This window comes from Mesorhizobium argentiipisi (SeqCode), assembly GCF_037179585.1.
In the GTDB taxonomy this organism is placed as follows: Bacteria; Pseudomonadota; Alphaproteobacteria; order Rhizobiales; family Rhizobiaceae; genus Mesorhizobium; species Mesorhizobium argentiipisi.
This window is the reverse complement of the sequence record NZ_JAPYKO010000007.1, coordinates 173,857-195,743: the sequence shown is the minus strand read 5'-3', so window position 1 is coordinate 195,743 and position 21,887 is coordinate 173,857. Positions and strand designations below refer to the sequence as shown.

Here is a 21,887-nt window from a genome sequence, read left to right as displayed (position 1 = left end):
CACAAAGCAATCGACAGTGGACCGGAAGGGCGCTATTGCGCTTGTTTCAGACTCGGCGCATGCGAAAATGCGCAAAACTCGGAAGTATGTATGCTTGGTATATTGAGAAGCGCGGCAGGCACTTGGGTCGCGAAGGCGTTGCTGTCCTTGCTGGTGGTGAGTTTCCTCGCCTGGGGCGCGACCACGCGCATGGTGGGAGGCGTGCTGGGCGGTCATCACGCGGTGATCACTGCCGGCGGCACGGAGGTCTCGATCAACGAGTACCGCCTCGCTTACGATCGCCAGCTCAGCCTTCTGTCGCAGCAATATGGCCAGCGCGTCACCCAGGAACAGGCCAAGCTGCTCGGCGTCGACAACCAGGTGTTGGCGCAGCTCGTTTCGGGCGCCGTGCTCGACGAGCAGGCGCGCAAGCTCGGGCTCGGCCTTTCCAAGGATCGGCTGGCCGAACTGACGCGCGAGGATCCGGCTTTCAAGGGACCTAGCGGCCAGTTCGATCGCCGGACCTTCGAATATCTCCTGCGCCAGCTCGGCATGCGGCCTGAGGACTACCTCAAGAACCGCGCGCAGGTGGCTGTGCGCCAGCAGATCGTCGAGGCGATTTCCGATGGCCTCAAGGTTCCGCAGACCTTCCTCAAGGCGGTCTCGCTCTACCGCGGCGAGGATCGCACGATTGACTATCTCGTGCTGCCGAAGACGCTTGTGCAGCCGATCGAGGCGCCGTCCGACAGCGCCCTCAATGCCTATTTCGACGCCAACAAGAAGAACTACGCCGCGCCGGAATACCGCAAGTTCTCCTATGTCCGGCTGGAGCCGCAGGACATCGCGGATCCGTCCGCAGTGACCGACCAGCAGGTCAGCGACGACTACAAGAAAAACATCGCGCGGTACACGACGCCAGAGATGCGTACCATCGAGCAGTTGGTGTTCAAGACGCCGGATGCCGCCAAGGCGGCCTACGATTCGCTGAAGGCAGGCGCCACTTTCGACAAGCTCATCACCGCCGAAGGCAAGACACCGGCCGACACGCTGCTTGGCACGCTGTCGAAGGACAAGATCGCCGACAAGGCGGTCGCCGATGCGGCGTTCTCCCTCAATGCCAATGAGGTGAGCCCGGTCGTTCAAGGCGCCTTCGGTCCCGTGCTCTTGCGCGTCACAGAGATCAAGCCGCAGGTGGTGAAGCCGCTTTCGGAAGTGTCCGGCCAGATCCGCAAGGACCTGGCGCTCGGCGAAGCAAGCCGCATCCTGCTCGACGTCCATGACAGCTATGAGGACACCCGCGCCTCGGGCGCCTCCCTTGCCCAGGCCGCGGAGAAGCTGAAGCTCAAGGTTGTCACCATCGACGCCATCGACCGTACCGGCCAGCGCTCGGACGGCACGATCGTCAACGACCTGCCGGAATCGGCCGCGCTGATCAAAGCGGTGTTCGCGGCCGAGCCCAATACCGAGAATGAGGCCCTGACCACCGAGGACAATGGCTTTGTCTTTTACGAGGTGCAGTCGACCACGCCGGCGCGCGACCGCACGCTGGACGAAGTCCGCAAGAAGGTCGTGGCCGACTGGACGGAGGCCGAGACCGACAAGCGGCTCAACGCGAAGGCTGAGGAACTGGAGAAGCGCCTCAAGGCCGGCACCACGCTCGACGCCATCGCCGGCGAGCTCAAGCTCGACAAACAGACCAAGCGTGGTCTGAAGCGCGAAGCCGACGATGCCGATTTCGGCAAGGACGGCGCTGCGGCGATGTTCGGCGTCGGCGAAGGCGGCACCGGTTTGATCCCCTCGCCCACCGGCGACGGCCAGATCCTGTTCAAAGTCGCCGAGGTCTTCGAGCCGGCAGGCGCCGACGGCAGCGCAGTGCCGGAAGACGCGCAGAAGTCCTTCGGCGCCGGTATGTCAGACGACCTGCTCGACCAGTTGGTGGCGCAGCTGCAATCGCAATATGCCGTTCGCATCGATCCGAACGCCGTTTCGCAAGCACAGACACGATGAGCGCGCTGAAGACACATATAGCCAAGGTTGCCACCGGCACCGCGCTTTCCTTTGAGGAAGCCCGCGAAGCGTTCGACATCATCATGTCGGGCGATGCGACGCCCGGCCAGATCGGCGGCTTCCTGATGGCGCTGCGCGTGCGCGGCGAGACCGTGAGCGAGATATCCGGCGCAGTGGCGACGATGCGCGCCAAGATGCTGCGTGTCGAGGCGCCGCACGGCGCCATCGACATCGTCGGCACCGGCGGCGACAATTCGCACTCGGTCAACATCTCGACCGCTTCGGCCTTCGTCATCGCCGCCGCCGGCGTGCCGGTCGCCAAGCATGGCAATCGTGGCCTGTCCTCGCTGACCGGCTCGGCCGACGTGCTGACGGCGCTGGGCGTCAGAATAGACATCTCGCCGGAGCTGATCGGCCGCTGCATCCACGAGGCCGGCGTCGGCTTCATGTTCGCGCCGGCGCACCATCCGGCGATGAAGCATGTCGGACCGACCCGCGTCGAGCTCGGCACGCGCACCATCTTCAACCTGCTTGGACCTTTGTCGAACCCGGCCGGCGTCAGCCGCCAGATGGTCGGCGTTTTCCTGCCGGAATGGATCATGCCGGTGGCCGAGACGCTGAAGGCATTGGGTGCCGATCACGCCTGGGTCGTCCATGGCGACGGCTATGACGAGATCACCACGACGGGCGAGACCCAGGTGGCGGAGCTTGCCGGCGGCGAGATCCGCAGCTTCACCCTGACCCCGGAAGCCGTCGGCTTGAAGCGGCACACCAAGGAAGAGCTGCGCGGCGGCGACGCGGCCTACAACGCCAAGGAACTGCGCGATATGCTGGGCGGAGCGGCCGGCGCCTACCGCGACACGGTGCTGATGAATGCCGGCGCCGGGCTGGTCGTTGCCGGTAAGGCGACGACGCTGGCCGACGGCATCGCAGCGGCGGCGCAAGCGATCGACAGCGGCCGCGCGCTTGGCGTGCTGGACAAGCTCGTCGAGATTTCGAACGGATAAGGCGTTGTCGGACATCCTGCGCAAGATCGAAGCCTATAAGCGCGACGAGATCGCAGCGGCGAAGGCGAAGGTACCGCTGGCCGAGATCAAGGCGCGGGCAAAGGATGCCGATGCGACGCGCGGTTTTTTGGCGGCGCTTGAGGCGAAGCGCAGAGCGGGGAGCTTCGGCCTGATCGCCGAAATCAAGAAGGCCAGCCCTTCCAAGGGTTTGATCCGTGCCGATTTCGACCCGCCATCATTGGCACAGGCCTACCAGAAAGGTGGCGCCACCTGCCTTTCAGTGCTTACAGACGCCCCGTCTTTCCAGGGCGCTCCGGAATTTCTCACCAATGCGCGCAACGCGGTTTCCCTGCCCGCATTGCGCAAGGATTTTCTGTTCGACCCCTACCAGGTCTACGAAGCACGGGCCTGGGGCGCAGACGCCATCCTGATCATCATGGCAAGCGTGGACGACGCCCTGGCGAGCGAATTGGAAGCTACCGCCTTCGAACTCGGGATGGACGCGCTGATCGAGGTGCATGACGAGGCCGAAACGGAGCGCGCGCTAAAATTATCGTCGCAGCTGATCGGTATTAACAACCGCAATCTGCGGACCTTCGAGACCAACCTTGAGACTTCCGAGCGGCTAGCGCCAATGGTGCCGGGCGGCTACCTGCTAGTCAGCGAAAGCGGCATCTTCACGCACGACGACTGCCTCAGGATGCAGAAGACCAGCATCGGCGCCTTCCTCGTCGGCGAGAGCCTGATGCGACAGGCCGATGTGGCCGCGGCGACGAAATTGCTGCTCACGGGCAAGGCAGCGGCCGAGGCCATCTAAGATGGCGCTCACCCATCTCGGCGCCAAGGGCGAAGCCAATATGGTCGATGTCGGCGACAAGGCGGAGACGACCCGCACGGCGATCGCCGAAGGCGTCGTAACCATGCAGCCTGAAACGCTGGAGATGATTCTCGCCGGCGACGCCAAGAAAGGCGACGTGCTGGGCACAGCGCGCATCGCCGGCATCATGGCGGCGAAGAAGACGCATGAGCTGATCCCGCTTTGCCATCCGCTGCTTCTCACCAAAGTGGCCGTCGAGATCGAGCCAGACCGCACGCTGCCCGGCCTCAGGGTCACCGCGCTTGCCCGCGTCACCGGCAAGACCGGCGTGGAGATGGAGGCGCTGACCGCAGCCTCGGTCGCCTGCCTCACCATCTACGACATGGCCAAGGCGGCGGATCGCGGCATGGTGATTTCCGGTATCCGGCTGGTCGAGAAGACCGGCGGCAAGTCCGGCGACTACAAGGTGGATGCCTGATGGCTTTGGTTCCGGTCGCCGAAGCGCTCGAACGCTTGCTCGACGACGCGACGCCATTGCCGGGCGAGAGCGTTCCGCTGGCGAACGCGGCCGGTCGGGTCCTGGCGCAACCGGTTGTCGCGCTGCGCACGCAGCCGCCCTTTAACGCCTCCGCGATGGACGGCTACGCCGTGCGCTCCGCCGATGTTGCCGCGGCGCCGGCGCAGCTCGAGGTCATAGGCATGGCGCCTGCCGGGCGGGGCTTTTCCGGAACCGTCCGCGAAGGCCAGGCCGTGCGCATCTTCACCGGCGCGCCACTGCCTGAAGGCGCTGACACTATCGTCATCCAGGAAAACGTCCGCGATCTCGGCAATGGCAGGATCGAGGTGACCCAACCGACCGCGCAAGCACGCAATGTGCGCCGCCGCGGGCTCGACTTCGTTCAGGGCGACGTGCTGCTCGAAAAGGGCCGCGTGCTCGACGCGGCGGCCCTTTCGCTGGCGGCCTCGGCCAACCATCCTGCCTTGAACCTCGTGCGCCGGCCGCTGGTCGCGATCATCGCCACCGGCGATGAATTGCTGCCGCCGGGCAGCACGCTCGGCCCCGACCAGATCATTTCATCGAATGCTTATGGGGTTGCCGCCGCCGCCCAATCGGTCGGCGCGCGCGTGCTCGATCTCGGCATCGCTGCCGACCGCAAGGAGGCAATCGCCGCGCTGGTGCGGAAAGCGGTCGAGGCGAACGCCGACGTCATCGTCACGCTCGGCGGCGCCTCGGTCGGCGATCACGACCTGATCCACGACGTTCTGACCGGCGAAGGCATGAAGCTCGATTTCTGGAAGATCGCCATGCGCCCCGGCAAACCGCTGATGTTTGGCCGGCTTGGCAATATCCGCTGCATCGGCCTGCCCGGCAATCCGGTAGCCAGCATCGTCTGCTCGCAACTCTTCCTGAAGCCGATGCTTGCCCGGCTCGGCGGCCGCGACCACCGGCAGGACCTGCGAACGGCCCGGTTGGGCGCCGCGATGCAGGCCAACGACGTCAGGCAGGACTATGTGCGCGCCTCCGTGCGCGAGGAAGCCGGCGCCCTGATCGCGACTCCCTTCGGCATCCAGGACTCCTCGATGCTCAGAATGCTCGCCGAGGCCAACGGCCTGATCGTGCGCGAGCCCTTCGCGCCGGCTGCAGAGACTGGCGCCGAATGCAGCGTGCTGATGTTACGCTGAACAAAACGTCAACAAATTCACTAAACTTTAAACGGTTGCGGAACACAACTGGAACAGATAGTGTTTGTTCTGGGTTTGTTTTTTCTGATTCTGGTTTCAGAACCCGTGGGGGCCGCCATGCTGACGCGCAAACAACATGAACTTCTGATGTTCATCCACGAAAGGCTGAAGGAAAGCGGGATTCCGCCGTCTTTCGACGAGATGAAGGAAGCGCTCGACCTCGCCTCCAAGTCTGGCATCCACCGGCTGATCACGGCGCTGGAGGAACGCGGCTTCATTCGCCGGCTCCCGAACCGGGCGCGCGCGCTGGAAGTGCTGCGTCTGCCCGACTCGATCGCCCCCGGCCTCAATGCGGCGAAGAAGTTTTCGCCGAGCGTCATCCAGGGCAGCCTGGGCCAGAACAATCTCAGCCGTCAGGTGAAGCCGGCGGCGCCGTCGCGCACCCCGGCGCCAAGCAATGACGACGATGCCGGCTCCGCCGTGTCCATTCCGGTGATGGGCCGCATCGCCGCCGGCGTGCCGATCGACGCCATCCAGCACCAGACGCATTCGATCACAGTGCCGCCGGACATGATCGCGGGCGGCGAGCATTATGCGCTGGAGGTCAAGGGCGACTCGATGATCGAGGCGGGTATTTTCGACGGCGATACCGTCATCATCCGCAATGCCAACACGGCAAGCCCGGGCGAGATCGTGGTGGCGCTGGTGGACGACCAGGAAGCGACGCTCAAGCGCTTCCGCCGCAAGGGTGCCTCGATCGCGCTGGAGGCGGCCAACCCTGCCTACGAAACCCGAATCTTCGGACCGGACCGGGTCAAGGTTCAGGGCAAACTTGTCGGGCTGATCCGCCGTTATTGAGCAGAACTGCGTAGCAGCTTTCACCGGCCTTGCGTGACATTATTCTGTCGGCTGCGGCGCGGCCGCCGGCTTTTCCGGGCGTTGATAGGGTGGCAGGCCCCTCGCCTCGCGCGCGTATTTCCGCTGCTCGTGCCAGGGTCGATATGGTTCTTCGACCGCGTAGCGAATAGTTGGCCGCGCGGTTGACGATTGCGCATCGAAGAAAACAGCGGCGCTGCCGTCGCGCGCCAGTTGCCGCTTGGTGACGACAAGCACGCGCGGATCGCGGCAGGGATTGTAGGCCGTGGCGTCGTTGATGACGATGAGGTCGGCGAAGCCGCAGGCCGGCCGGGCGCTGTCGCGGTTTTTGGCGAGCGCGACGATGGCGCCGGATGGATGCCGGCCGATGCAGAGATCACCTGTGCAGTAGAAGGGCGAGCCGGGCGGCAGGTCGACGGGGTCGGCGATGTCCATCGCATCTTTGTCGAACGTCTCCGGCGGCACGATGTCCTCCGCTTTCAGCGCCCGTTTCCAGTTGTCGGTGGTGAACTCGTTGGAGCGTGCGCGATTGACGGCAAGCTCGCCGCCGCCGATCGGCATCGCCACCAGATGCGCGTCTTCGGAAATGAGCACGTCCGGCGTGCGGACATGCGGAATGGCCAGCAGCGCGGCGAGCGCGAAGGGAACGGCGGCAAGCCTTAGCCAGGTGGTGGCCATCGTCGCGATGACCAGCGCGATCGTCGCCAGCAGCACCGACTGGATCGAGATCAGCCCGACGGCGTCCACCGGTGAGCGCTCGGAGATCCATGCCGAGATGGCGATCATTGCCGTCAGGCCTTTGCCGATCACATAGAGGAACGGCCCGTCGAAGCCGAAGGGCATGGCCAGCGCGCTCAACACCGCGAACGGCATGACGATCAGCGAGACGATGGGCATGACCGCCAGATTGGCGAGCAGGCTTAGTGGCGAGACGCGCTGAAAATGCCAGATCGCAAACAGCAATGTCGCGCTCCCCGCGATGAGCGACGTCACGGCGGCGCCGCCCACGCCAACCGCCAATTTTCGCGACAGGAACCTTAAGAACGAACGCTTTGCCGGGGGCGCCGTCGTTTTGCCGGCGCGGTAGTCCGCAAAGCCCGCATTGGCGCCGACCAGGGCGGCGGTGGCGGCAAAGGACATCTGGAAGCTCGGGCCGACCACTTCGTGTGGGGAGACAAGGATGACGGCGATGGCCGAGATCGCCAGGTTGCGCATGGTGAGCGCCGCGCGGTCGAAGAGCACGGCGGCGAGCATTACGGCGAGCATGATGAAGCTTCGCTCGGCCGCCACCACGATGCCGGAGATGACGAGGTAAGCGGCGATCGAGATTAGCGCGATTCCAGCGGCATATTTCTTCACCGGCCGGCGCGACGAGAAATCCGGAAACAGCGCGAAGGCGCCGCGTAGAAGCACCATGATCGTGCCGGCGACCAGCGCCATGTGCAGGCCCGAGATCGAGATGATGTGGTAGATGCCGGTGCGCCGCATCGACTCGTTGATCGCTTCCGGAATGCCGGCGCGCACGCCGACGATCAGCGCCGCCGCGATCTCGCCTTCGGACCCGCCGATGCTGCTCCTGATGTGATCGGCGATCCCTTCACGCGCGTTTTCGACTGCCGATGCGACACGCGCGCCAAAGGGTGCCTCCACTGGCGCAATCAGCTTCGGATCGCCCAGGAAAAAGCCGCTGCCGCCGATGCCGGCAAAGTAGCTGTCGAAGGAAAAGTCGTAGCTGTCCGGCCGAACCGGGCCCGTCGGGGGCAACAGCTTGGCATAGCCTGTCAGCATCGATCCGGCCGTCATGCCGGGCGGGATCCTGCGCGCTGACAGCCTGACGCGCTCCGGCGCGTAACGCAGCTTCGGATGCTCCGTTGAAATCAGATCGATGGTCAGCCTGACGCGGCCGTTGGCCATCGCTTCGGCGATGACGAGGCGGCCCGTCAGCCGTGTCTGGATTTCGGACCCAAGCATCGGGGTCGCCATCCGCCAGGTCTCCACTTTGGCCGCGAGAAAGCCCAGGGCGCAGAAAAGTGTCGCCATGAAGAGAAGATGCGTTCTCTGCCAGGAGCGCGACACCGCCGCGCAGACAGCCATAAGAGCGACCGCCGCAAGCGGCCTGTAGAGGTCCGGCTCGGTGCTCGGCGAAAAATAGTAGATCACGCCGGCTGCCAGGAACACCGGCACCAGCAGAAAGCCGACGCCACGGTCGAGCTCGGTGGCGGCAGCGACCGCAACGCTTCGGCGCAGTGCGGGAAGCGAAACGCGGCCAAGCTGTTTGCGGATCCTGTCGGCGATAGCTGTTGGCGAGGCTGGCTGCAGCGCACCACCACCGGGCGGCGGTAGCTCGGCGGGTGGATGGAGCTCCGGAAGCGAAAGCGGCGCTTCTTCGGCGGGCGCGGCACGGGCAAACATCAGGCGCTCGCTGACGCCAGCTGTCGTTTCCCCGCCCTCCTCCGCACCCCGGCCACGTCCAGCCATCGGGTCTGCCCCTTGCGCCCCAGACCGCCTATGCTACATGAACGCCGACCGCGCGAAAGCCCGCGCGAAATATGTCGTTTCAGTGCTTCTTCGAGAATTCAATGTCCGACAAGGTCGTCACACGTTTTGCCCCCTCGCCTACAGGCTACCTGCATATTGGCGGGGCGCGCACGGCGCTGTTCAACTGGCTTTATGCCAAGCACACCGGCGGCACGATGCTGCTGCGCATCGAGGACACCGATCGCGAGCGTTCCACAGAGGCCGCCACGGCGGCCATTCTCGACGGATTGACCTGGCTTGGCCTTGCCTGGGACGGCGACGCCGTCTCGCAATTCGAGCGCGCGCCGCGCCATCGCGAGGTGGCCGAGGAACTCGTGCGCATGGGCAAGGCCTATTACAGCTATGAGACGCCGGCAGAGCTGGAGGCGATGCGCGAGGCAGCTAGAGCCAAAGGCCTGCCGCCGCGTTACAATGGCCAGTGGCGCGACCGCGACCCGTCCGAGGCTCCGGCAGGCGTCAAGGGCGCAATCCGCATCAAGGCGCCAACCGAGGGCGAGACGGTTGTGCAGGACCGCGTGCAGGGCGAGGTGCGATTTCCCAACAAGGATCTCGACGACTTCATAATCCTGCGTTCGGACGGCAACCCGACCTATATGCATGCCGTCGTCGTGGACGACCACGACATGGGCGTCACGCATATCATCCGCGGCGACGATCATCTGACCAACGCCGCGCGCCAGACGGTGATCTACAATGCCATGGGCTGGGCCGTGCCGTCGATGTCGCACATCCCGCTGATCCACGGCGCCGACGGCGCCAAGCTGTCGAAGCGGCACGGCGCGCTCGGCGTCGAGGCCTATCGCGCCATGGGCTATCTGCCGGAGGCCCTGCTCAATTATCTGGCGCGGCTCGGCTGGAGCCATGGCGACGACGAAGTGATGTCGATCAAGGACATGATCGCCTGGTTCGACATCGGCGACGTCAACAAGGGCGCTGCCCGCTTCGATTTCGCCAAGCTCGAGGCGCTGAACGGCGTGCATATGCGCAAGATGGACGATCGCGCGCTGTTCGACATCTTCGTCGCTACTCTGCCCTATCTCGAAGGCGGCCCGGCGCTCGCAGCAAAGCTCGACGACAAGCGCAAGGCACAGCTGCTTGCCGCCATGCCCGGCCTCAAGGAGCGGGCCAAAACCCTGGTCGAGTTGGTCGACGGCGCGGGTTTCCTGTTCGCCGAGCGGCCCTTGCCGCTCGACGAGAAGGCGGCGGGCTTGCTCAGCGTGGGTGCGCGCGCGATTCTGCGCGGCGCGCATGGCGCGTTGTCTTCCATCCAAGGCGACTGGACCGCCGCTTCGGCGGAGGCTTCGATCCGCGAGTTTGCGCAGTCCGGCGGACACAAGCTCGGCGCGGTGGCCCAGCCGCTCAGAGCCGCGCTGACCGGCCGCAGCACCTCGCCCGGCGTGTTCGACGTGTTGGCCGTGCTCGGCCGCCAGGAAAGCCTGGCGAGGATTGCCGATCAAATCGATTAGGAGCGAACTGGCCCAAGAAGATTGGCATTGAAAGGTGTGTTTCGCAGTGCAACATTAGGCCTTGGCCCAATCTGGCACGCACCTCCTAAAATGCGGTGGCGAGTTCGCGCATTCCGGTGATTTCGACGTGTCGTTTGCAGGAATTGCCTTGCCGGCATGAGGAAACATAAAGGAGTTTGGGAATGAGCGAAGCTGCGACAAAACTGGAATCTGGCGGCAAGGCGCACGAGTCGATCGCCAGGCTCGAGCTCGCCGGCAAGACACATGAATTCAAGGTGCGAAGCGGGTCGACCGGGCCTGACGTCATCGACATCGGCGCGCTCTACAGCACGACCGGCGCCTTCACCTACGATCCCGGCTTCACGTCGACGGCAAGCTGCGAGTCGGCAATCACCTTCATCGACGGCGATGCCGGCATCCTGCTGCATCGCGGCTATCCGATCGACCAGCTTGCCGAACATGGCGACTTCCTCGAGGTCTGCTACTTGCTGCTCTACGGTGAATTGCCGACCAAGGCGCAGAAGGAGGATTTCGACTATCGCGTGACGCGCCACACCATGGTGCACGAGCAGATGTCGCGCTTCTTCACCGGCTTCCGACGCGACGCGCATCCGATGGCCGTGATGTGCGGCGTGGTTGGCGCGCTGTCGGCCTTCTATCACGACTCGACCGACATCTCTGACCCGTATCAGCGCATGGTCGCCTCGATGCGCCTGATCGCCAAGATGCCGACGATCGCGGCGATGGCCTACAAATACCATATCGGCCAGCCCTTCATTTATCCGAAGAACGATCTCGGCTTTGCGGCCAATTTCCTGCACATGTGCTTTGCCGTGCCCTGCGAGGAGTACAAGATCAATCCGGTGCTGGCGCGCGCGATGGAGCGCATCTTCATCCTCCACGCCGACCACGAGCAGAACGCCTCGACCTCGACGGTTCGCCTCGCCGGCTCTTCCGGAGCCAACCCCTTCGCCTGCATCGCCGCCGGCATCGCTTGCCTGTGGGGTCCGGCGCATGGCGGCGCCAACGAGGCGGCGCTGAACATGCTGGGCGAGATCGGCCATGTCGATCACATTCCGGAGTTCATTGCCCGCGCCAAGGACAAGAACGACCCGTTCCGGCTGATGGGCTTCGGCCACCGCGTCTACAAGAACTACGATCCGCGCGCCAAGATCATGCAGAAGACCGCGCATGAGGTATTGGGCGAGCTCGGCATCAAGGACGATCCGCTGCTCGACATCGCGATGGAGTTGGAGAAGATCGCGTTGACCGACGAGTACTTCATCGAAAAGAAGCTCTATCCGAATGTCGACTTCTATTCCGGCATCACGCTGAAGGCGCTCGGCTTCCCCACCACCATGTTCACCGTGCTGTTCGCTGTCGCGCGCACCGTCGGCTGGATCGCCCAGTGGAAGGAAATGATCGAGGACCCGCACCAGAAGATCGGTCGCCCGCGCCAGCTCTACACCGGCGCGACGGAACGCGATTACGTGCCGATTGCTAAGAGATAGGAATAGTGAGTAGCCAATAGGCAGTAGAAGGAGAGCCCCTACTGCCTACTGCCTACTGCCTACTGCCTACTGCCTACTGCCTACTGCCTACTGCCTACTGCCTTCCTGATACACCCCATCACCACTTCGGCGGCGATCTCGCCCGAGGGCCGCTCGGTCGCCATGCGCCGGGCAATCTCGGCAAAACCCGCCTTTTGCCAGGCGCGCATGCCTGTATCGGCAAACAAGGCTTCCAACTGCCTGGCGAGATTTTCCGGGCGGACATACTGGTCATAAAACTCCGGAACCAGCGCGCGGTCGGAAATGAGGTTGGGCAGCAGCGCCGACCATGTCGTCACCATATGCTGCAGAAGCTGGCGCGCGATAGGGTCGAGCTTGTAGCAGGACACCATCGGAACACCGGCAAGCGCCAACTCGAGCGACACCGTTCCGGACGCTATCAACGCCGCATCGGCCTTGCCGAAGGCCTGCCATTTGCGCTCGGGCTCGGTGATGATTTCCGGCTTGTCGTCCCAGCTCGCGACCGACGCCTTTACCAGTCCGGAGACGTGCGGCACTGTCGGCAGGATGAGGCGCAGGCGATGGCCGCGCTGGCGCAGCGCCGACATCGCCTTGCCGAAGGGTTCTATCAGCCGTCGGACCTCGCCACGGCGCGAGCCAGGCAGCACCAGCAGCGTCTTGACGCGGTCGTCGGCGAGATCGCGCGGCTGGCTCTGCGCCTTGGCGGCGCTGAGCACGCCCGAATCCTGCGTCAGCCGGTGACCGACATAAGTGCCCGGCGGTCCGCCGAGACGGGCAAGCGCCTTCACCTCGAACGGCAGGATGCAGAGAATATGGTCGACATACGGCTTCATGGCCACCGCCCTGCCCGGCCGCCAGGCCCATACGCTTGGGCAGACATAGTGGACGATCGGGATGGCCGGTGCTGCCGCGCGGACCTTCTTCGCGACGCGCAGCGAAAAGTCCGGGCTGTCGATGGTGACGAGGCAATCGGGCCGCTCGGCCGCGATCATCGCCGCCGTCTGGCCGATCCGGCGCATCAGCCGTGGCAGGTCGCGCAGCACCGCGCTGAAGCCCATCAGCGCGATCTCGCTGCCATCGAAAAGCGGCGTCAGCCCCAGCTGCTGCAGATGCCGGCCGCCAATGCCCACAAGTTGCACCTTGCGGCCAGTCGTGCGCTCGAGCGCGCGCACGATGTCGGCGCCGAGCAGATCGCCGGATTCCTCCCCGGCGACGATCGCGAGCTTGAGTGGCTTGTCAGAGACCATTAGCCGGCTCCCCGTTGGCCAACTCCGTTGCGGGCAGGCCGACGATGAACAGGCCAAGCGCATTGGCGCGCGCCAGCGTTTCCGGACCTTCGAGAATAAGCGAGCGGCCAGCTTCCAGGGCGATGCCGGCCAGTCCGGCGGCATGCGCGGCCTCGACCGTCTGCGGACCGATCGAGGGCAGGTCCGCACGCAATTCCTGGCCGGGCTTCGCGCATTTGACAAGGACGCCGCGCGTCTTGCCGGCGAGCCTGCCGTGGCCGCGCAATTCCCTTGTCCGATCGAGCAGTGCCGCGGTGCCCTCCACCCCCTCGAGCGCTATCGCCCGCCCGCCGATCGCGATCGCTGCCTGTCCGATGTCCAGGGCGCCGATGGCCTCGGCCGCCGCGCGGCCGGCCTCGATATCGCGCCAATCCGATTGCTTTGGCGCCGTGACCGTCAGCGTGCCTCTGCCGGCGACGAGTTCCGGCACGACCTCATGCGCGCCGACGACCGTGATGCCGCGCTTCTCCAAACCGCGCGTGATGACCTTCAAAAGCCCGTCATCGCCGCGCGCCAATGCGATGACCACGGAAGGGATTATCGCCAGCAGGCCAAGGGTCGGGCGGATCTTGGCCAACCGTGGCCTGCGCCGGATCTCGCCGGCCAAAACCAGGTGGTTGATATCCCGGCGTTTCAGCAACGGAACCAGGGAGCCGACATCTTCCAGCGCGAGCGTCGCCTGCTCGTACCCTGCGAAATCCGCGTCGCGATCGACTTCGCCTTCGGCCATGATGATGAAAGGCGAATGTCCCTGCCGCTTCAGCCCCTCCGCCACTTCGACCGGCAAGCTGCCGCCGCCGGCGACAATGCCGACCTTGGAGCCGGGCGGGAGTACAAGCCGTGTTTCGGCGGGCTCAGCCCTCGTCATCGCCATCATTGTCGTCGCCGTCACCGCCCCTCAACGGCGGCATGGCATAGTGCCGCTTGCCGCCGCTGGCGATGAAGTCGATCATCTTCATGGCGGCAGGAGACGAGGAGGCGAATTCCGCCTTGGCGAGCTCGATATTCTCGGCGACGCTGCGGGAACGGTCGAAAATCGACCGATAAACCTTGCGCAGCAGATAAATCTCCGAGCGCGGCAAGCCGGAACGCTTGAGCCCGATGATGTTCAGGCCACGCAGCTTGGCGCGATTGCCGGCAGCGATCGCATAGGGAATGATATCGCCGACCACCGCCGAGCAACCCCCGATGAAGGCGTTGTCGCCGATGCGCACGAACTGGTGAACGGCGGTCAGTCCGCCGATATAGACGTTGTCGCCGATCTCGCAGTGGCCGCCGAGCGTCGCGCCATTGGCGAAGGTGGCGTTCTTGCCGACGACGCAGTCATGGGCGATGTGGGAATAGGCTAGGAAATTGCCGTTGTCGCCGACACTCGTCTCGCCACGGCTGGAATCGGTGCCGACATGCATCGTGACGCCTTCGCGGATGGTGCAGTTCTCACCGATAACGAGTGTAGTGCGCCCGCCCTTGTGCTTGGTGTTCTGCGGCGGCGCGCCGAGCGTCGCCATCGGATAGACCTTCGTCCCTGTCCCGATGGTCGTGGCGCCCATCACCGACACATGGCTGACCAGTTCGACGCCGTCAGAGAGAATTGCATCGGGCCCGACATGGCAGAAGGGTCCAACGCGGACGCCTCTGCCGAGCCGTGCTCCTTCTTCGACGACCGAGGAAGGATGAATAGATGTCTCGACTTTCATGAGCATTTCAAATCGTCAGCCGGTAACCATCATGGCCGAAACCTCGGCTTCGGCGACCTTCGCGCCATCGACCATCGCCTCGCAGGCGAATTTCAGCAGATTGCCGCGTTTCTTGATCTTTTTGACGTGGATCCTGAGCTGATCGCCCGGAACCACCGGTTTGCGGAACTTCGCATTGTCGATGGTCATGAAATAAACCAGCGAGGGCTTTTCCGTGTTCAGGCTGCGAATGCATATCGCGCCGGCGGTCTGGGCCATGGCCTCGATGATGAGCACGCCGGGCATGACCGGCTGCTGGGGAAAATGGCCCTGGAAATGCGGCTCGTTGATGGTCACATTCTTGATACCGACGGCGGAGTCGTCGCCGTCGATCTCGACGATGCGGTCGATAAGCAGGAACGGATAGCGGTGCGGCAGGAGCTTCATAAGCCCCATGATGTCGACCGCCTCGAGTGTCGTTGCCACCATGTCAGCCATTTCCGTCGCCCTGCTTGCGCGTCCTGGCCATCTTGCGCAGCATCGCTATCTCGCGCATGGCTTCCGCCATGGGCTGCGCCGGGTAACCTCCCCAGACCTCGCCTGCCGGCACGTTGTTCATGAATCCACTTCTCGCAGCAAGCTTGGCCCCCGGGCCGATGGTCAGATGATCGGCGAGGCCGACACCGCCACCCATGGTGACGTTGTCGCCGACGACGACGGAACCGGAGATACCCGAAAGCCCGGCTATAATGCAATTGCGGCCGATGCGAACATTGTGGGCGATCTGCACCAGATTGTCGATCTTGGTGCCTTGGCCGATGATGGTGTCGGACATTGCGCCGCGATCGACGGTTGAATTGGAGCCGATCTCGACATCGTCCTGGATGATGACGCGGCCGATCTGCGGCACGCGTTCAGGTCCTTTGGCGCCGCCGACGAAGCCGAAACCGTCCTGGCCGATCCGGGCGCCGCCATGGATGATGACGCGATTGCCGACAAGCGCATATTGAATGCTGGCGCCGGGGCCGATGAAGCCGTCGCGGCCGATCTGGCAGGAACGGCCGACAACCGCGTGGGGCGCAACGACCGTGCCGCTGCCGACGGACACGCCGGGGCCGATCACGGCGCCGGCCTCCACGATCGCCCCGTCTTCGACATGCGCCGACGGATCGATAAACGCGTGCGCCGATATGCCGGTTTCTCCGGTCAGCGGCCCCGGTGTCGCGGCTTGCGGAAACAACAGGCGTCCGACCATTGCGAAAGCCTGTTGCGGACGTGGATGCGTGAGCACGGCGATGCCCGATGGCGCCTTGCTGGCAAAATCGGCAGGGCACAGAACCGCGGCCGCCCTCAGCGACGGCATGAGCGCGAAATTACGCTTGCCGTCGACAAAGACGAGCGCGCCGTTGCCACCTTCACTGGCGGGAGCCAGCGCCTCGATGGCAATTTCGGCCTGAGCGGAATCGAGCAGGCTGGCGCCGGTCAGATTCGCGACCTCGCCGGCCGTATACCGGCGTGAAGGCGCGAAGAACACCGGATCGGTCATTCCAGAAGCAATATCCAGCTGGGTCGGATTAGTCCACTCCCGGCCGTCAACCGGCCCGGAACGATCGCGACCACGAAATTTAGAAGCGGGTCGCGATGCCGAAGTTGAATTCCTGCACGTTGTCGGTCGACTCTTTCTTGACCGGGATCGCATAGTCGATGCGGATCGGGCCAAATGGCGAGGCCCACATCAGGCCGACACCGACCGAAGCACGCAGCTTCATGCCCGTTGAGGACGGATCGACACCGACAAGGTTGTTGCCATAAAGCGTCGCTGCATCCGCGAAGACGGCGCCCCGCAGGCCGAAGCTCTCCGGAATGACGGGCAGTGGGAACTGAGCTTCAGCCGAGGCATTGAAGTAGGTTGTGCCACCGAGATGGTCGCCGCTACCTCCGCTAGCCACGGGACCAATACCGCCATACTCGAAACCGCGGATCATGCGGTCGTTGCTCTGGAAATAGTCAAAGACACGCAGATCGTTGCTGCCATAGGCCGCAAGATAGCCCGCGCCGCCCGAAACGAGGCCGACCAGATCGAGCTGCTCTGACAAGGTCTGGTAAACACTGGCGCGCCCGGTCACCTTCACCCACTTGGCATCGCCGCCAAGACCGGCAAACTCGGTCGTGCCGGTGACGTACAGACCCTCATGCGGGTTCTTCATGTCGTCGATGGTGTTGTAAACCAATCCAAGGCTGACCGAGGACTTGAGCCACGGGCTCTCGGCAATGCCGGCCTGGATCGCCGGAGACACGTCGCATTTTGCAGGCTCGAGCGCGCCGCTGGTTAAGCAATTGTCCGGGTAGGAATATTTTTCCTGGGAGATGTTATAGGCCAGCTGGGTCGAGACGCTGTCGGTGATCGGCAGGCCGAAGCGGATGCTCGCCCCAGTGACGTCTGTATCGTAGTGGCTGTATTCCCGAGTCGACTTGTAAATGTCGAAGCCGGCCGCGATGCGCCGTCCGAGGAAATACGGCTCGGTGAAGGAAACAGCAAAGTCGCGCGAATGCTTGCCGCCGCCGGCCGACAGCTTGATGTACTGGCCGCGGCCGAGAAAGTTGCGCTCGGTGATCGAACCTTCGATGGATGGGCCGGGCGTGTCGCCGCCGGTCGAATAGCCGGCGCCGACCGAGAACTCGCCTGTCGACTTCTCGACAACGTTGACCACGAGCACGACCTGATCAGGCGCCGAGCCCGGAACCGTCGAAATGTCGACCGATTGGAAATAATCAAGGGCTTCCAGCCGCTTCTTCGCGCGCTGGATGAGCACCTGGTTGAAGGCGTCGCCCTCGCTGACATCGAATTCACGACGAATGACATAGTCGCGCGTGCGGTCGTTGCCGCGGATTTCGATGCGCTCGATATAGGCCTTGGTGCCCTGGTCGATGGTGTAGACGACCGAAATAGTGTGGTTCTCGAAATTGCGGTCGCCGCGCGGCGTCACCTGGGCGAAGGCATAGCCCGAGCCCGCGACCTTCTCGGTCAAGGCGACGATCGAATCCTCGACGTCCTTGGCGTTGTAGACGTCGCCCTTGTGGGTCTCGACTGCGGATTCCAGCGACTTCGAGTCCACCTCGGGGATGGTGCTTTCCACGCTGACGTCGCCGAACGTATAGCGATCGCCCTCCTGCACGGTGATGGTGACCGTGTATTTGTTGGTGGTGTCGTCGAGCTCGCCGACGGCCGAGACGACCTGGAAGTCGGCATAACCGTGATTGTAATAGAAGCGGCGCAGCAGCTCCTGGTCGGCGCGCAGCTTGTCCTCGTCATAAACGTCGTCGCGCAGCACGAAGGACAGCCAGGACGAGCGCTTGGTGTTGATGACATCCGACAGGCGGCGGCTGGAAAAAGCGTGGTTGCCGACGAAATTGATCGCAGCGATCTGGGTGCGGCCGCCTTCGTTGATGTTGAAGACCACGTTCACGCGGTTGTCGCCGAGATCCATGATCTGGGTCGTCACGGCCGCATCGTCGCGGCCGATGCGCTTGTAGGCCGCCTTGACCGCCTCGACATCGGCGTCCAGCGCCTGCTGCGAGAAGGTCGCGCGCGGCTTCAGCTGGATAGCGGCCTGGAGTGCGTTGTCCTTCAGCTTTTTGTTGCCCTGGAACAGGACCTGGTTGACGACCTTGTATTCAGAAACCTTGACGACAAGGCTGGAACCGACCTGGTTGATCTGGACGTCCGAGAACAGCCCGGTGCCGAACAGCGCCTTGACGGCGTCATCGATATCGGAGCTGGAGAAGGGCTTGCCCGGCTTGATCGCGATGTAATTGCGGATCGTCTCGGCATCGACGCGCTGGTTGCCGCTGACCTCTACCCTCGAAATGACCGCGGCTTCGGCCACGGATGTGGCGGCCAACTGCACTGCGAGCGCGCCTGGCATGACCAGGGCGGCGGACAAAGCCGCCGCGGAAGCGGCGCTCAGAAACTTGGATGCTGCCTTCATCGGGCTTTTGTACCTTTTTCTCGTAGTCCCCACGGCGAGAAAACCGGACGTGCGGTATTTTCCCGTACCGTATTAACCGGATTTTCCCTACACGCAAGGCTCCCGGTTAATTTGTATTTACTTAACCGTACCGCGTGGCTTTCGCGTCACGCATATCCCCACGCATGGTAAACGGCATCTCAATATAACCGGCGCTGAAGCCAAATTTCTTCATGATTTCAGCACCCAAACAGATCGTTCCAAAAGACGAAGCCCATGAAACCGAGCACCAGGAACAGCCCGGTCCGATAGGCCATCTCCATCATTCGCTCCGACACGGGCCGCCTAATGACGGCCTCCACGCCGTAGAACAACAGGTGGCCGCCGTCGAGGGGGGGAATCGGCAGGAGATTGAGAAATCCTATTCCGACTGACAGAAATGCAACAAGCTGCACCAGCCACTCGAAGCCGAGCTTGGCTGCCTGACCCGACATCTTCGCGATCTTGATCGGGCCACCCAACTGGCATTTGTCCTCGCGCCCAAGCGCAAAGCGCTGCAGGAACTGGCCGGTGCGCTCGATCACATGCCCGGTTTCTTCGACCGCCGCCACCACGGCGCCGGCCGGCGTATAGGAGATCAGGCGCGGCTGGCCGAGCTCGGCGTTGTTGACGACGCCGATCACCGCGACCTTGACCTTGTTGCCCAGCGCATCCTGCTGCTCCATGGGCTGCGGGGTCGCTGTAACGTCGATTTCCTTACCGTCGCGCAGCATGGTGAAGGTGATGGCGTCGCCCGCCCGGCCCGAAACCAGCCGCTGTACGTCGGCGAAAGTCTCCACGTTGCTGCCGTCGACTCTAACGAATCGGTCGCCTGGCTGGATTCCGGCTCTTTGCGCCGGGCTGCCGGCGGTCACTTCGGCCACCGTCGGCTCCAGGACCGGGCGGCCATAGAGGGAAAACAGCACCGCAAACACGGCAATCGTCAGCAGGAAATTGAACAGCGGCCCCGCGACGACGGTGGCGGCGCGCTTCCAGATGGGTTGCGTATGAAAGGCGACTTCGCGCTCGGCTTCCGTCAGCGATTCGAGCTCTTCCGTGCTCGGCTGGCTCGACGTCGCATTCATGTCGCCGACGAATTTGACGTAGCCGCCCAGCGGAATGGCGCAAAGCTTCCAGCGCGTGCCGCGACGGTCGTAAAAACCGAAGAGCTCAGGGCCGAAGCCGATGGAAAAAGCCTTCACGCCGATGCCGCACCAACGGCCGATCAGATAGTGGCCCATCTCGTGGACGAACACGACGACGGTCAGCACGAACAGAAACGGCACGAGCGTGCCAAGGACGAAGCCTTGTGTGCTGAAGACCGCGTGAAAGATGTCGTTCAAGTCATGCCCTCAAATTCGCCCGCGCGCCACATTCCACCGCGACTGTGGCATCAATCCGGGCGAATCGGTGGCGCGCGCCATTTTCGCCTTACTGCTGCGTCGTTCAGTTTGGAAACAGCCCCAATGCCGGATGCTCGGCGCCCGCCGCGATCCAGCCCATGACGTACAGCGCGAACGCGGCTGCGACAAGCCCGTCCACCCTGTCCATGACGCCGCCATGGCCGGGAATGAGATTGCTGGAATCCTTGGCGCCGTGCCGGCGCTTGATCCACGATTCGAACAGGTCGCCGATCTGCGAAACGATCGAGAGCGCCAGCGCGACTAGGCCAAGCTGGACGAGATTGCCGGCGCCGGCCGCGATTGCGAGCAAAACTCCGGCGATAAGGCCGCCGACCGCGCCGCCCAGCGCGCCGCTCTGGGTCTTGCCGGGCGAGATCGACGGCGCGAGCTTCGGGCCGCCGACCGCGCGGCCGACGAAATAGGCCGCTATGTCGGTCGCCCAGACCACGGCGAACAGGAAGAAAATCGCGATCAGCCCGGAATGATTGTCGTTGCGGAGATAGGCGAGCGAAAAGCCGGATAGTGCCGCATAGGCCACTCCAGAGGCTTCCCACGGCGCGGCCCCCCTGATCCGGGCGGCAATGGCCGCGACCGCCACAAGGATCGCGGCAAGGAGGAGCAGCCACAAGGCCGGCAAGCCAGCGATCAGCGCGCCGATGAAGATCACAATCAGCGCTTCCGGCAGGAAGCCGAGCGCCGCGCCGTTGCCGGGGCGCGTCATGCGCATCCATTCATAGAAGATCAGCGCCGCTATTCCCGCGCAGAACAGCCGGAACGGCAATCCGCCAAGCCAGGTGAGCGTAAGCGTCAGAGCCGCCATCACGATTGCCGAGATGACGCGCTGCTGGAAGTTGCTCATTCCTGGCGGCGCCTAAAGCGCGACATCGCGGGCGGCGAGCCCGCCGAAGCGTCGTTCACGGCCGGCAAAGTCGCGCAAGGCATCGGCCAGATGCTCGCGGCTGAAGTCCGGCCAATAGCAAGGCAGAAAGACAAGCTCGCTATAGGCGGCCTGCCAGAGAAGGAAGTTCGACAGCCTGAGCTCGCCGCTGGTCCGGATCACCAGTTCGGGATCGGGAATGCTTTTTGTGTCGAGCGACGCCGCGAAGCTTTCGGCGGTGATCGCGTCGCTCGCCATGTCGCCGCGTGCGACGGCCTCCGCCAGTTTGCGAGCGGTGCGCACGATCTCGTCGCGGCCGCCATAGTTGAAGGCGATCACCAGCGTCAGCGCCTCGTTGCCGGCGGTCAGCGATTCGGCCTCCTGCAGCAGCCCCCTGATGTCGGGCTGCAGACCTTCCTTGTTACCGATCACCCTCACCCGCACCCCGTTCTGATGCAGTTCGGCGAGATCGCGGCGGATGAACAGCTTCAAAAGACCCATGAGGTCGCTGACCTCGGATTTCGGCCGCGACCAGTTCTCGGAGGAAAAGGCATAGACGGTCAGGTAGGAGACGCCGAGCTCTGGCGCGGCGCGGACCGTCTGCCGCAGGGCCTCGACGCCGGCGCGGTGCCCGGCAAGGCGCGGCAGGCCGCGCGCCTTGGCCCAGCGTCCGTTTCCATCCATGATGATCGCGACATGCGCGGGCGTTGCCATAGTCTCGCTTTCGAGCCGG

The 21,887-nt window shown here is 64.0% G+C and carries 18 protein-coding genes; 8 read left to right on the top strand and 10 right to left on the bottom strand.

Annotated elements, in window-relative coordinates:
- Nucleotides 1-90: 90 nt before the first annotated feature.
- The 6 genes from O7A05_RS13285 to lexA all read left to right on the top strand — a co-directional run bounded on the left by O7A05_RS13285 (nucleotide 91) and on the right by lexA (nucleotide 6,351).
- Nucleotides 91-1,986: a peptidylprolyl isomerase gene (locus O7A05_RS13285; RefSeq protein ID WP_337093540.1), complete on the top strand. Its 1,896-nt coding sequence runs from the start codon at nucleotides 91-93 to the stop codon at nucleotides 1,984-1,986.
- Entirely contained in the window at nucleotides 1,983-2,993 is a 1,011-nt protein-coding gene (gene trpD / locus O7A05_RS13280; RefSeq protein WP_224510335.1) for an anthranilate phosphoribosyltransferase, read from the top strand. Before O7A05_RS13285 ends, trpD begins: the two co-directional genes overlap by 4 nt.
- A 4-nt stretch (nucleotides 2,994-2,997) precedes the next feature.
- Complete coding sequence (gene trpC, locus O7A05_RS13275; RefSeq protein ID WP_337093539.1) at nucleotides 2,998-3,810, top strand: indole-3-glycerol phosphate synthase TrpC; 813 nt, start codon at nucleotides 2,998-3,000, stop codon at nucleotides 3,808-3,810.
- Between the two features lies 1 nt (nucleotide 3,811).
- Nucleotides 3,812-4,288: a cyclic pyranopterin monophosphate synthase MoaC gene (moaC, locus tag O7A05_RS13270; protein ID WP_337093538.1), complete on the top strand. Its 477-nt coding sequence runs from the start codon at nucleotides 3,812-3,814 to the stop codon at nucleotides 4,286-4,288.
- On the top strand, nucleotides 4,288-5,493 hold the full coding sequence (locus O7A05_RS13265; RefSeq protein WP_337093537.1) for a molybdopterin molybdotransferase MoeA: 1,206 nt from the start codon (nucleotides 4,288-4,290) through the stop codon (nucleotides 5,491-5,493). The genes moaC and O7A05_RS13265 overlap by 1 nt, the downstream gene beginning before the upstream one ends.
- A gap of 117 nt (nucleotides 5,494-5,610) precedes the next feature.
- Nucleotides 5,611-6,351, top strand: a complete 741-nt coding sequence (lexA, locus tag O7A05_RS13260; RefSeq protein WP_224510343.1) for a transcriptional repressor LexA — start codon at nucleotides 5,611-5,613, stop codon at nucleotides 6,349-6,351.
- Between the two features lie 39 nt (nucleotides 6,352-6,390).
- Here lexA and O7A05_RS13255 read toward each other — a convergent pair whose 3' ends face one another.
- On the bottom strand, nucleotides 6,391-8,847 hold the full coding sequence (locus O7A05_RS13255; protein ID WP_337093536.1) for a ComEC/Rec2 family competence protein: 2,457 nt from the start codon (nucleotides 8,845-8,847) through the stop codon (nucleotides 6,391-6,393).
- Nucleotides 8,848-8,948: 101 nt separating this feature from the next.
- Between O7A05_RS13255 and gltX the strand changes: the two genes are divergently transcribed.
- Nucleotides 8,949-10,373 (top strand): glutamate--tRNA ligase, encoded by a 1,425-nt coding sequence (gene gltX, locus O7A05_RS13250; RefSeq protein WP_337093535.1) that lies wholly within the window; start codon nucleotides 8,949-8,951, stop codon nucleotides 10,371-10,373.
- Nucleotides 10,374-10,555: 182 nt separating this feature from the next.
- Nucleotides 10,556-11,884: a citrate synthase gene (gene gltA / locus O7A05_RS13245; RefSeq protein WP_337093534.1), complete on the top strand. Its 1,329-nt coding sequence runs from the start codon at nucleotides 10,556-10,558 to the stop codon at nucleotides 11,882-11,884.
- Between the two features lie 80 nt (nucleotides 11,885-11,964).
- On the opposite strand, the gene lpxB is transcribed toward gltA, so the two are convergent.
- The 9 genes from lpxB to O7A05_RS13200 all read right to left on the bottom strand — a co-directional run bounded on the left by lpxB (nucleotide 11,965) and on the right by O7A05_RS13200 (nucleotide 21,868).
- Nucleotides 11,965-13,152: a lipid-A-disaccharide synthase gene (gene lpxB, locus O7A05_RS13240; RefSeq protein ID WP_337093533.1), complete on the bottom strand. Its 1,188-nt coding sequence runs from the start codon at nucleotides 13,150-13,152 to the stop codon at nucleotides 11,965-11,967.
- Complete coding sequence (locus O7A05_RS13235) at nucleotides 13,142-14,059, bottom strand: LpxI family protein (protein ID WP_337093566.1); 918 nt, start codon at nucleotides 14,057-14,059, stop codon at nucleotides 13,142-13,144. Before O7A05_RS13235 ends, lpxB begins: the two co-directional genes overlap by 11 nt.
- A complete protein-coding gene (lpxA, locus tag O7A05_RS13230) occupies nucleotides 14,046-14,888 on the bottom strand; it encodes an acyl-ACP--UDP-N-acetylglucosamine O-acyltransferase (RefSeq protein WP_337093532.1) in 843 nt (280 codons plus the stop codon). Before lpxA ends, O7A05_RS13235 begins: the two co-directional genes overlap by 14 nt.
- A 15-nt stretch (nucleotides 14,889-14,903) precedes the next feature.
- Nucleotides 14,904-15,365 (bottom strand): 3-hydroxyacyl-ACP dehydratase FabZ, encoded by a 462-nt coding sequence (gene fabZ / locus O7A05_RS13225; protein WP_224582365.1) that lies wholly within the window; start codon nucleotides 15,363-15,365, stop codon nucleotides 14,904-14,906.
- Complete coding sequence (lpxD, locus tag O7A05_RS13220; protein ID WP_337093531.1) at nucleotides 15,358-16,413, bottom strand: UDP-3-O-(3-hydroxymyristoyl)glucosamine N-acyltransferase; 1,056 nt, start codon at nucleotides 16,411-16,413, stop codon at nucleotides 15,358-15,360. The genes fabZ and lpxD overlap by 8 nt, the downstream gene beginning before the upstream one ends.
- 79 nt (nucleotides 16,414-16,492) lie before the next feature.
- A complete protein-coding gene (gene bamA / locus O7A05_RS13215; RefSeq protein ID WP_337093530.1) occupies nucleotides 16,493-18,856 on the bottom strand; it encodes an outer membrane protein assembly factor BamA in 2,364 nt (787 codons plus the stop codon).
- Between the two features lie 218 nt (nucleotides 18,857-19,074).
- Nucleotides 19,075-20,217: an RIP metalloprotease RseP gene (gene rseP / locus O7A05_RS13210; protein WP_337093529.1), complete on the bottom strand. Its 1,143-nt coding sequence runs from the start codon at nucleotides 20,215-20,217 to the stop codon at nucleotides 19,075-19,077.
- Nucleotides 20,218-20,320: 103 nt separating this feature from the next.
- Nucleotides 20,321-21,136: a phosphatidate cytidylyltransferase gene (locus O7A05_RS13205; protein WP_337093528.1), complete on the bottom strand. Its 816-nt coding sequence runs from the start codon at nucleotides 21,134-21,136 to the stop codon at nucleotides 20,321-20,323.
- Nucleotides 21,137-21,148: 12 nt separating this feature from the next.
- Complete coding sequence (locus tag O7A05_RS13200; RefSeq protein ID WP_337093527.1) at nucleotides 21,149-21,868, bottom strand: isoprenyl transferase; 720 nt, start codon at nucleotides 21,866-21,868, stop codon at nucleotides 21,149-21,151.
- Nucleotides 21,869-21,887 lie beyond the last annotated feature (19 nt).

Bases quoted from the DNA above. Each gene is read 5' to 3' on its own strand.
- O7A05_RS13285 (WP_337093540.1), top strand. From the start codon at position 91: ATGCTTGGTATATTGAGAAGCGCGGCAGGCACTTGGGTCGCGAAGGCG.
- trpD (WP_224510335.1), top strand. From the start codon at position 1,983: ATGAGCGCGCTGAAGACACATATAGCCAAGGTTGCCACCGGCACCGCG.
- moaC (WP_337093538.1), top strand. From the start codon at position 3,812: ATGGCGCTCACCCATCTCGGCGCCAAGGGCGAAGCCAATATGGTCGAT.
- O7A05_RS13265 (WP_337093537.1), top strand. From the start codon at position 4,288: ATGGCTTTGGTTCCGGTCGCCGAAGCGCTCGAACGCTTGCTCGACGAC.
- lexA (WP_224510343.1), top strand. From the start codon at position 5,611: ATGCTGACGCGCAAACAACATGAACTTCTGATGTTCATCCACGAAAGG.
- O7A05_RS13255 (WP_337093536.1), bottom strand. From the start codon at position 8,847: ATGGCTGGACGTGGCCGGGGTGCGGAGGAGGGCGGGGAAACGACAGCT.
- gltX (WP_337093535.1), top strand. From the start codon at position 8,949: ATGTCCGACAAGGTCGTCACACGTTTTGCCCCCTCGCCTACAGGCTAC.
- gltA (WP_337093534.1), top strand. From the start codon at position 10,556: ATGAGCGAAGCTGCGACAAAACTGGAATCTGGCGGCAAGGCGCACGAG.
- lpxB (WP_337093533.1), bottom strand. From the start codon at position 13,152: ATGGTCTCTGACAAGCCACTCAAGCTCGCGATCGTCGCCGGGGAGGAA.
- O7A05_RS13235 (WP_337093566.1), bottom strand. From the start codon at position 14,059: ATGACGAGGGCTGAGCCCGCCGAAACACGGCTTGTACTCCCGCCCGGC.
- lpxA (WP_337093532.1), bottom strand. From the start codon at position 14,888: ATGAAAGTCGAGACATCTATTCATCCTTCCTCGGTCGTCGAAGAAGGA.
- fabZ (WP_224582365.1), bottom strand. From the start codon at position 15,365: ATGGCTGACATGGTGGCAACGACACTCGAGGCGGTCGACATCATGGGG.
- lpxD (WP_337093531.1), bottom strand. From the start codon at position 16,413: ATGACCGATCCGGTGTTCTTCGCGCCTTCACGCCGGTATACGGCCGGC.
- bamA (WP_337093530.1), bottom strand. From the start codon at position 18,856: ATGAAGGCAGCATCCAAGTTTCTGAGCGCCGCTTCCGCGGCGGCTTTG.
- O7A05_RS13205 (WP_337093528.1), bottom strand. From the start codon at position 21,136: ATGAGCAACTTCCAGCAGCGCGTCATCTCGGCAATCGTGATGGCGGCT.
- O7A05_RS13200 (WP_337093527.1), bottom strand. From the start codon at position 21,868: ATGGCAACGCCCGCGCATGTCGCGATCATCATGGATGGAAACGGACGC.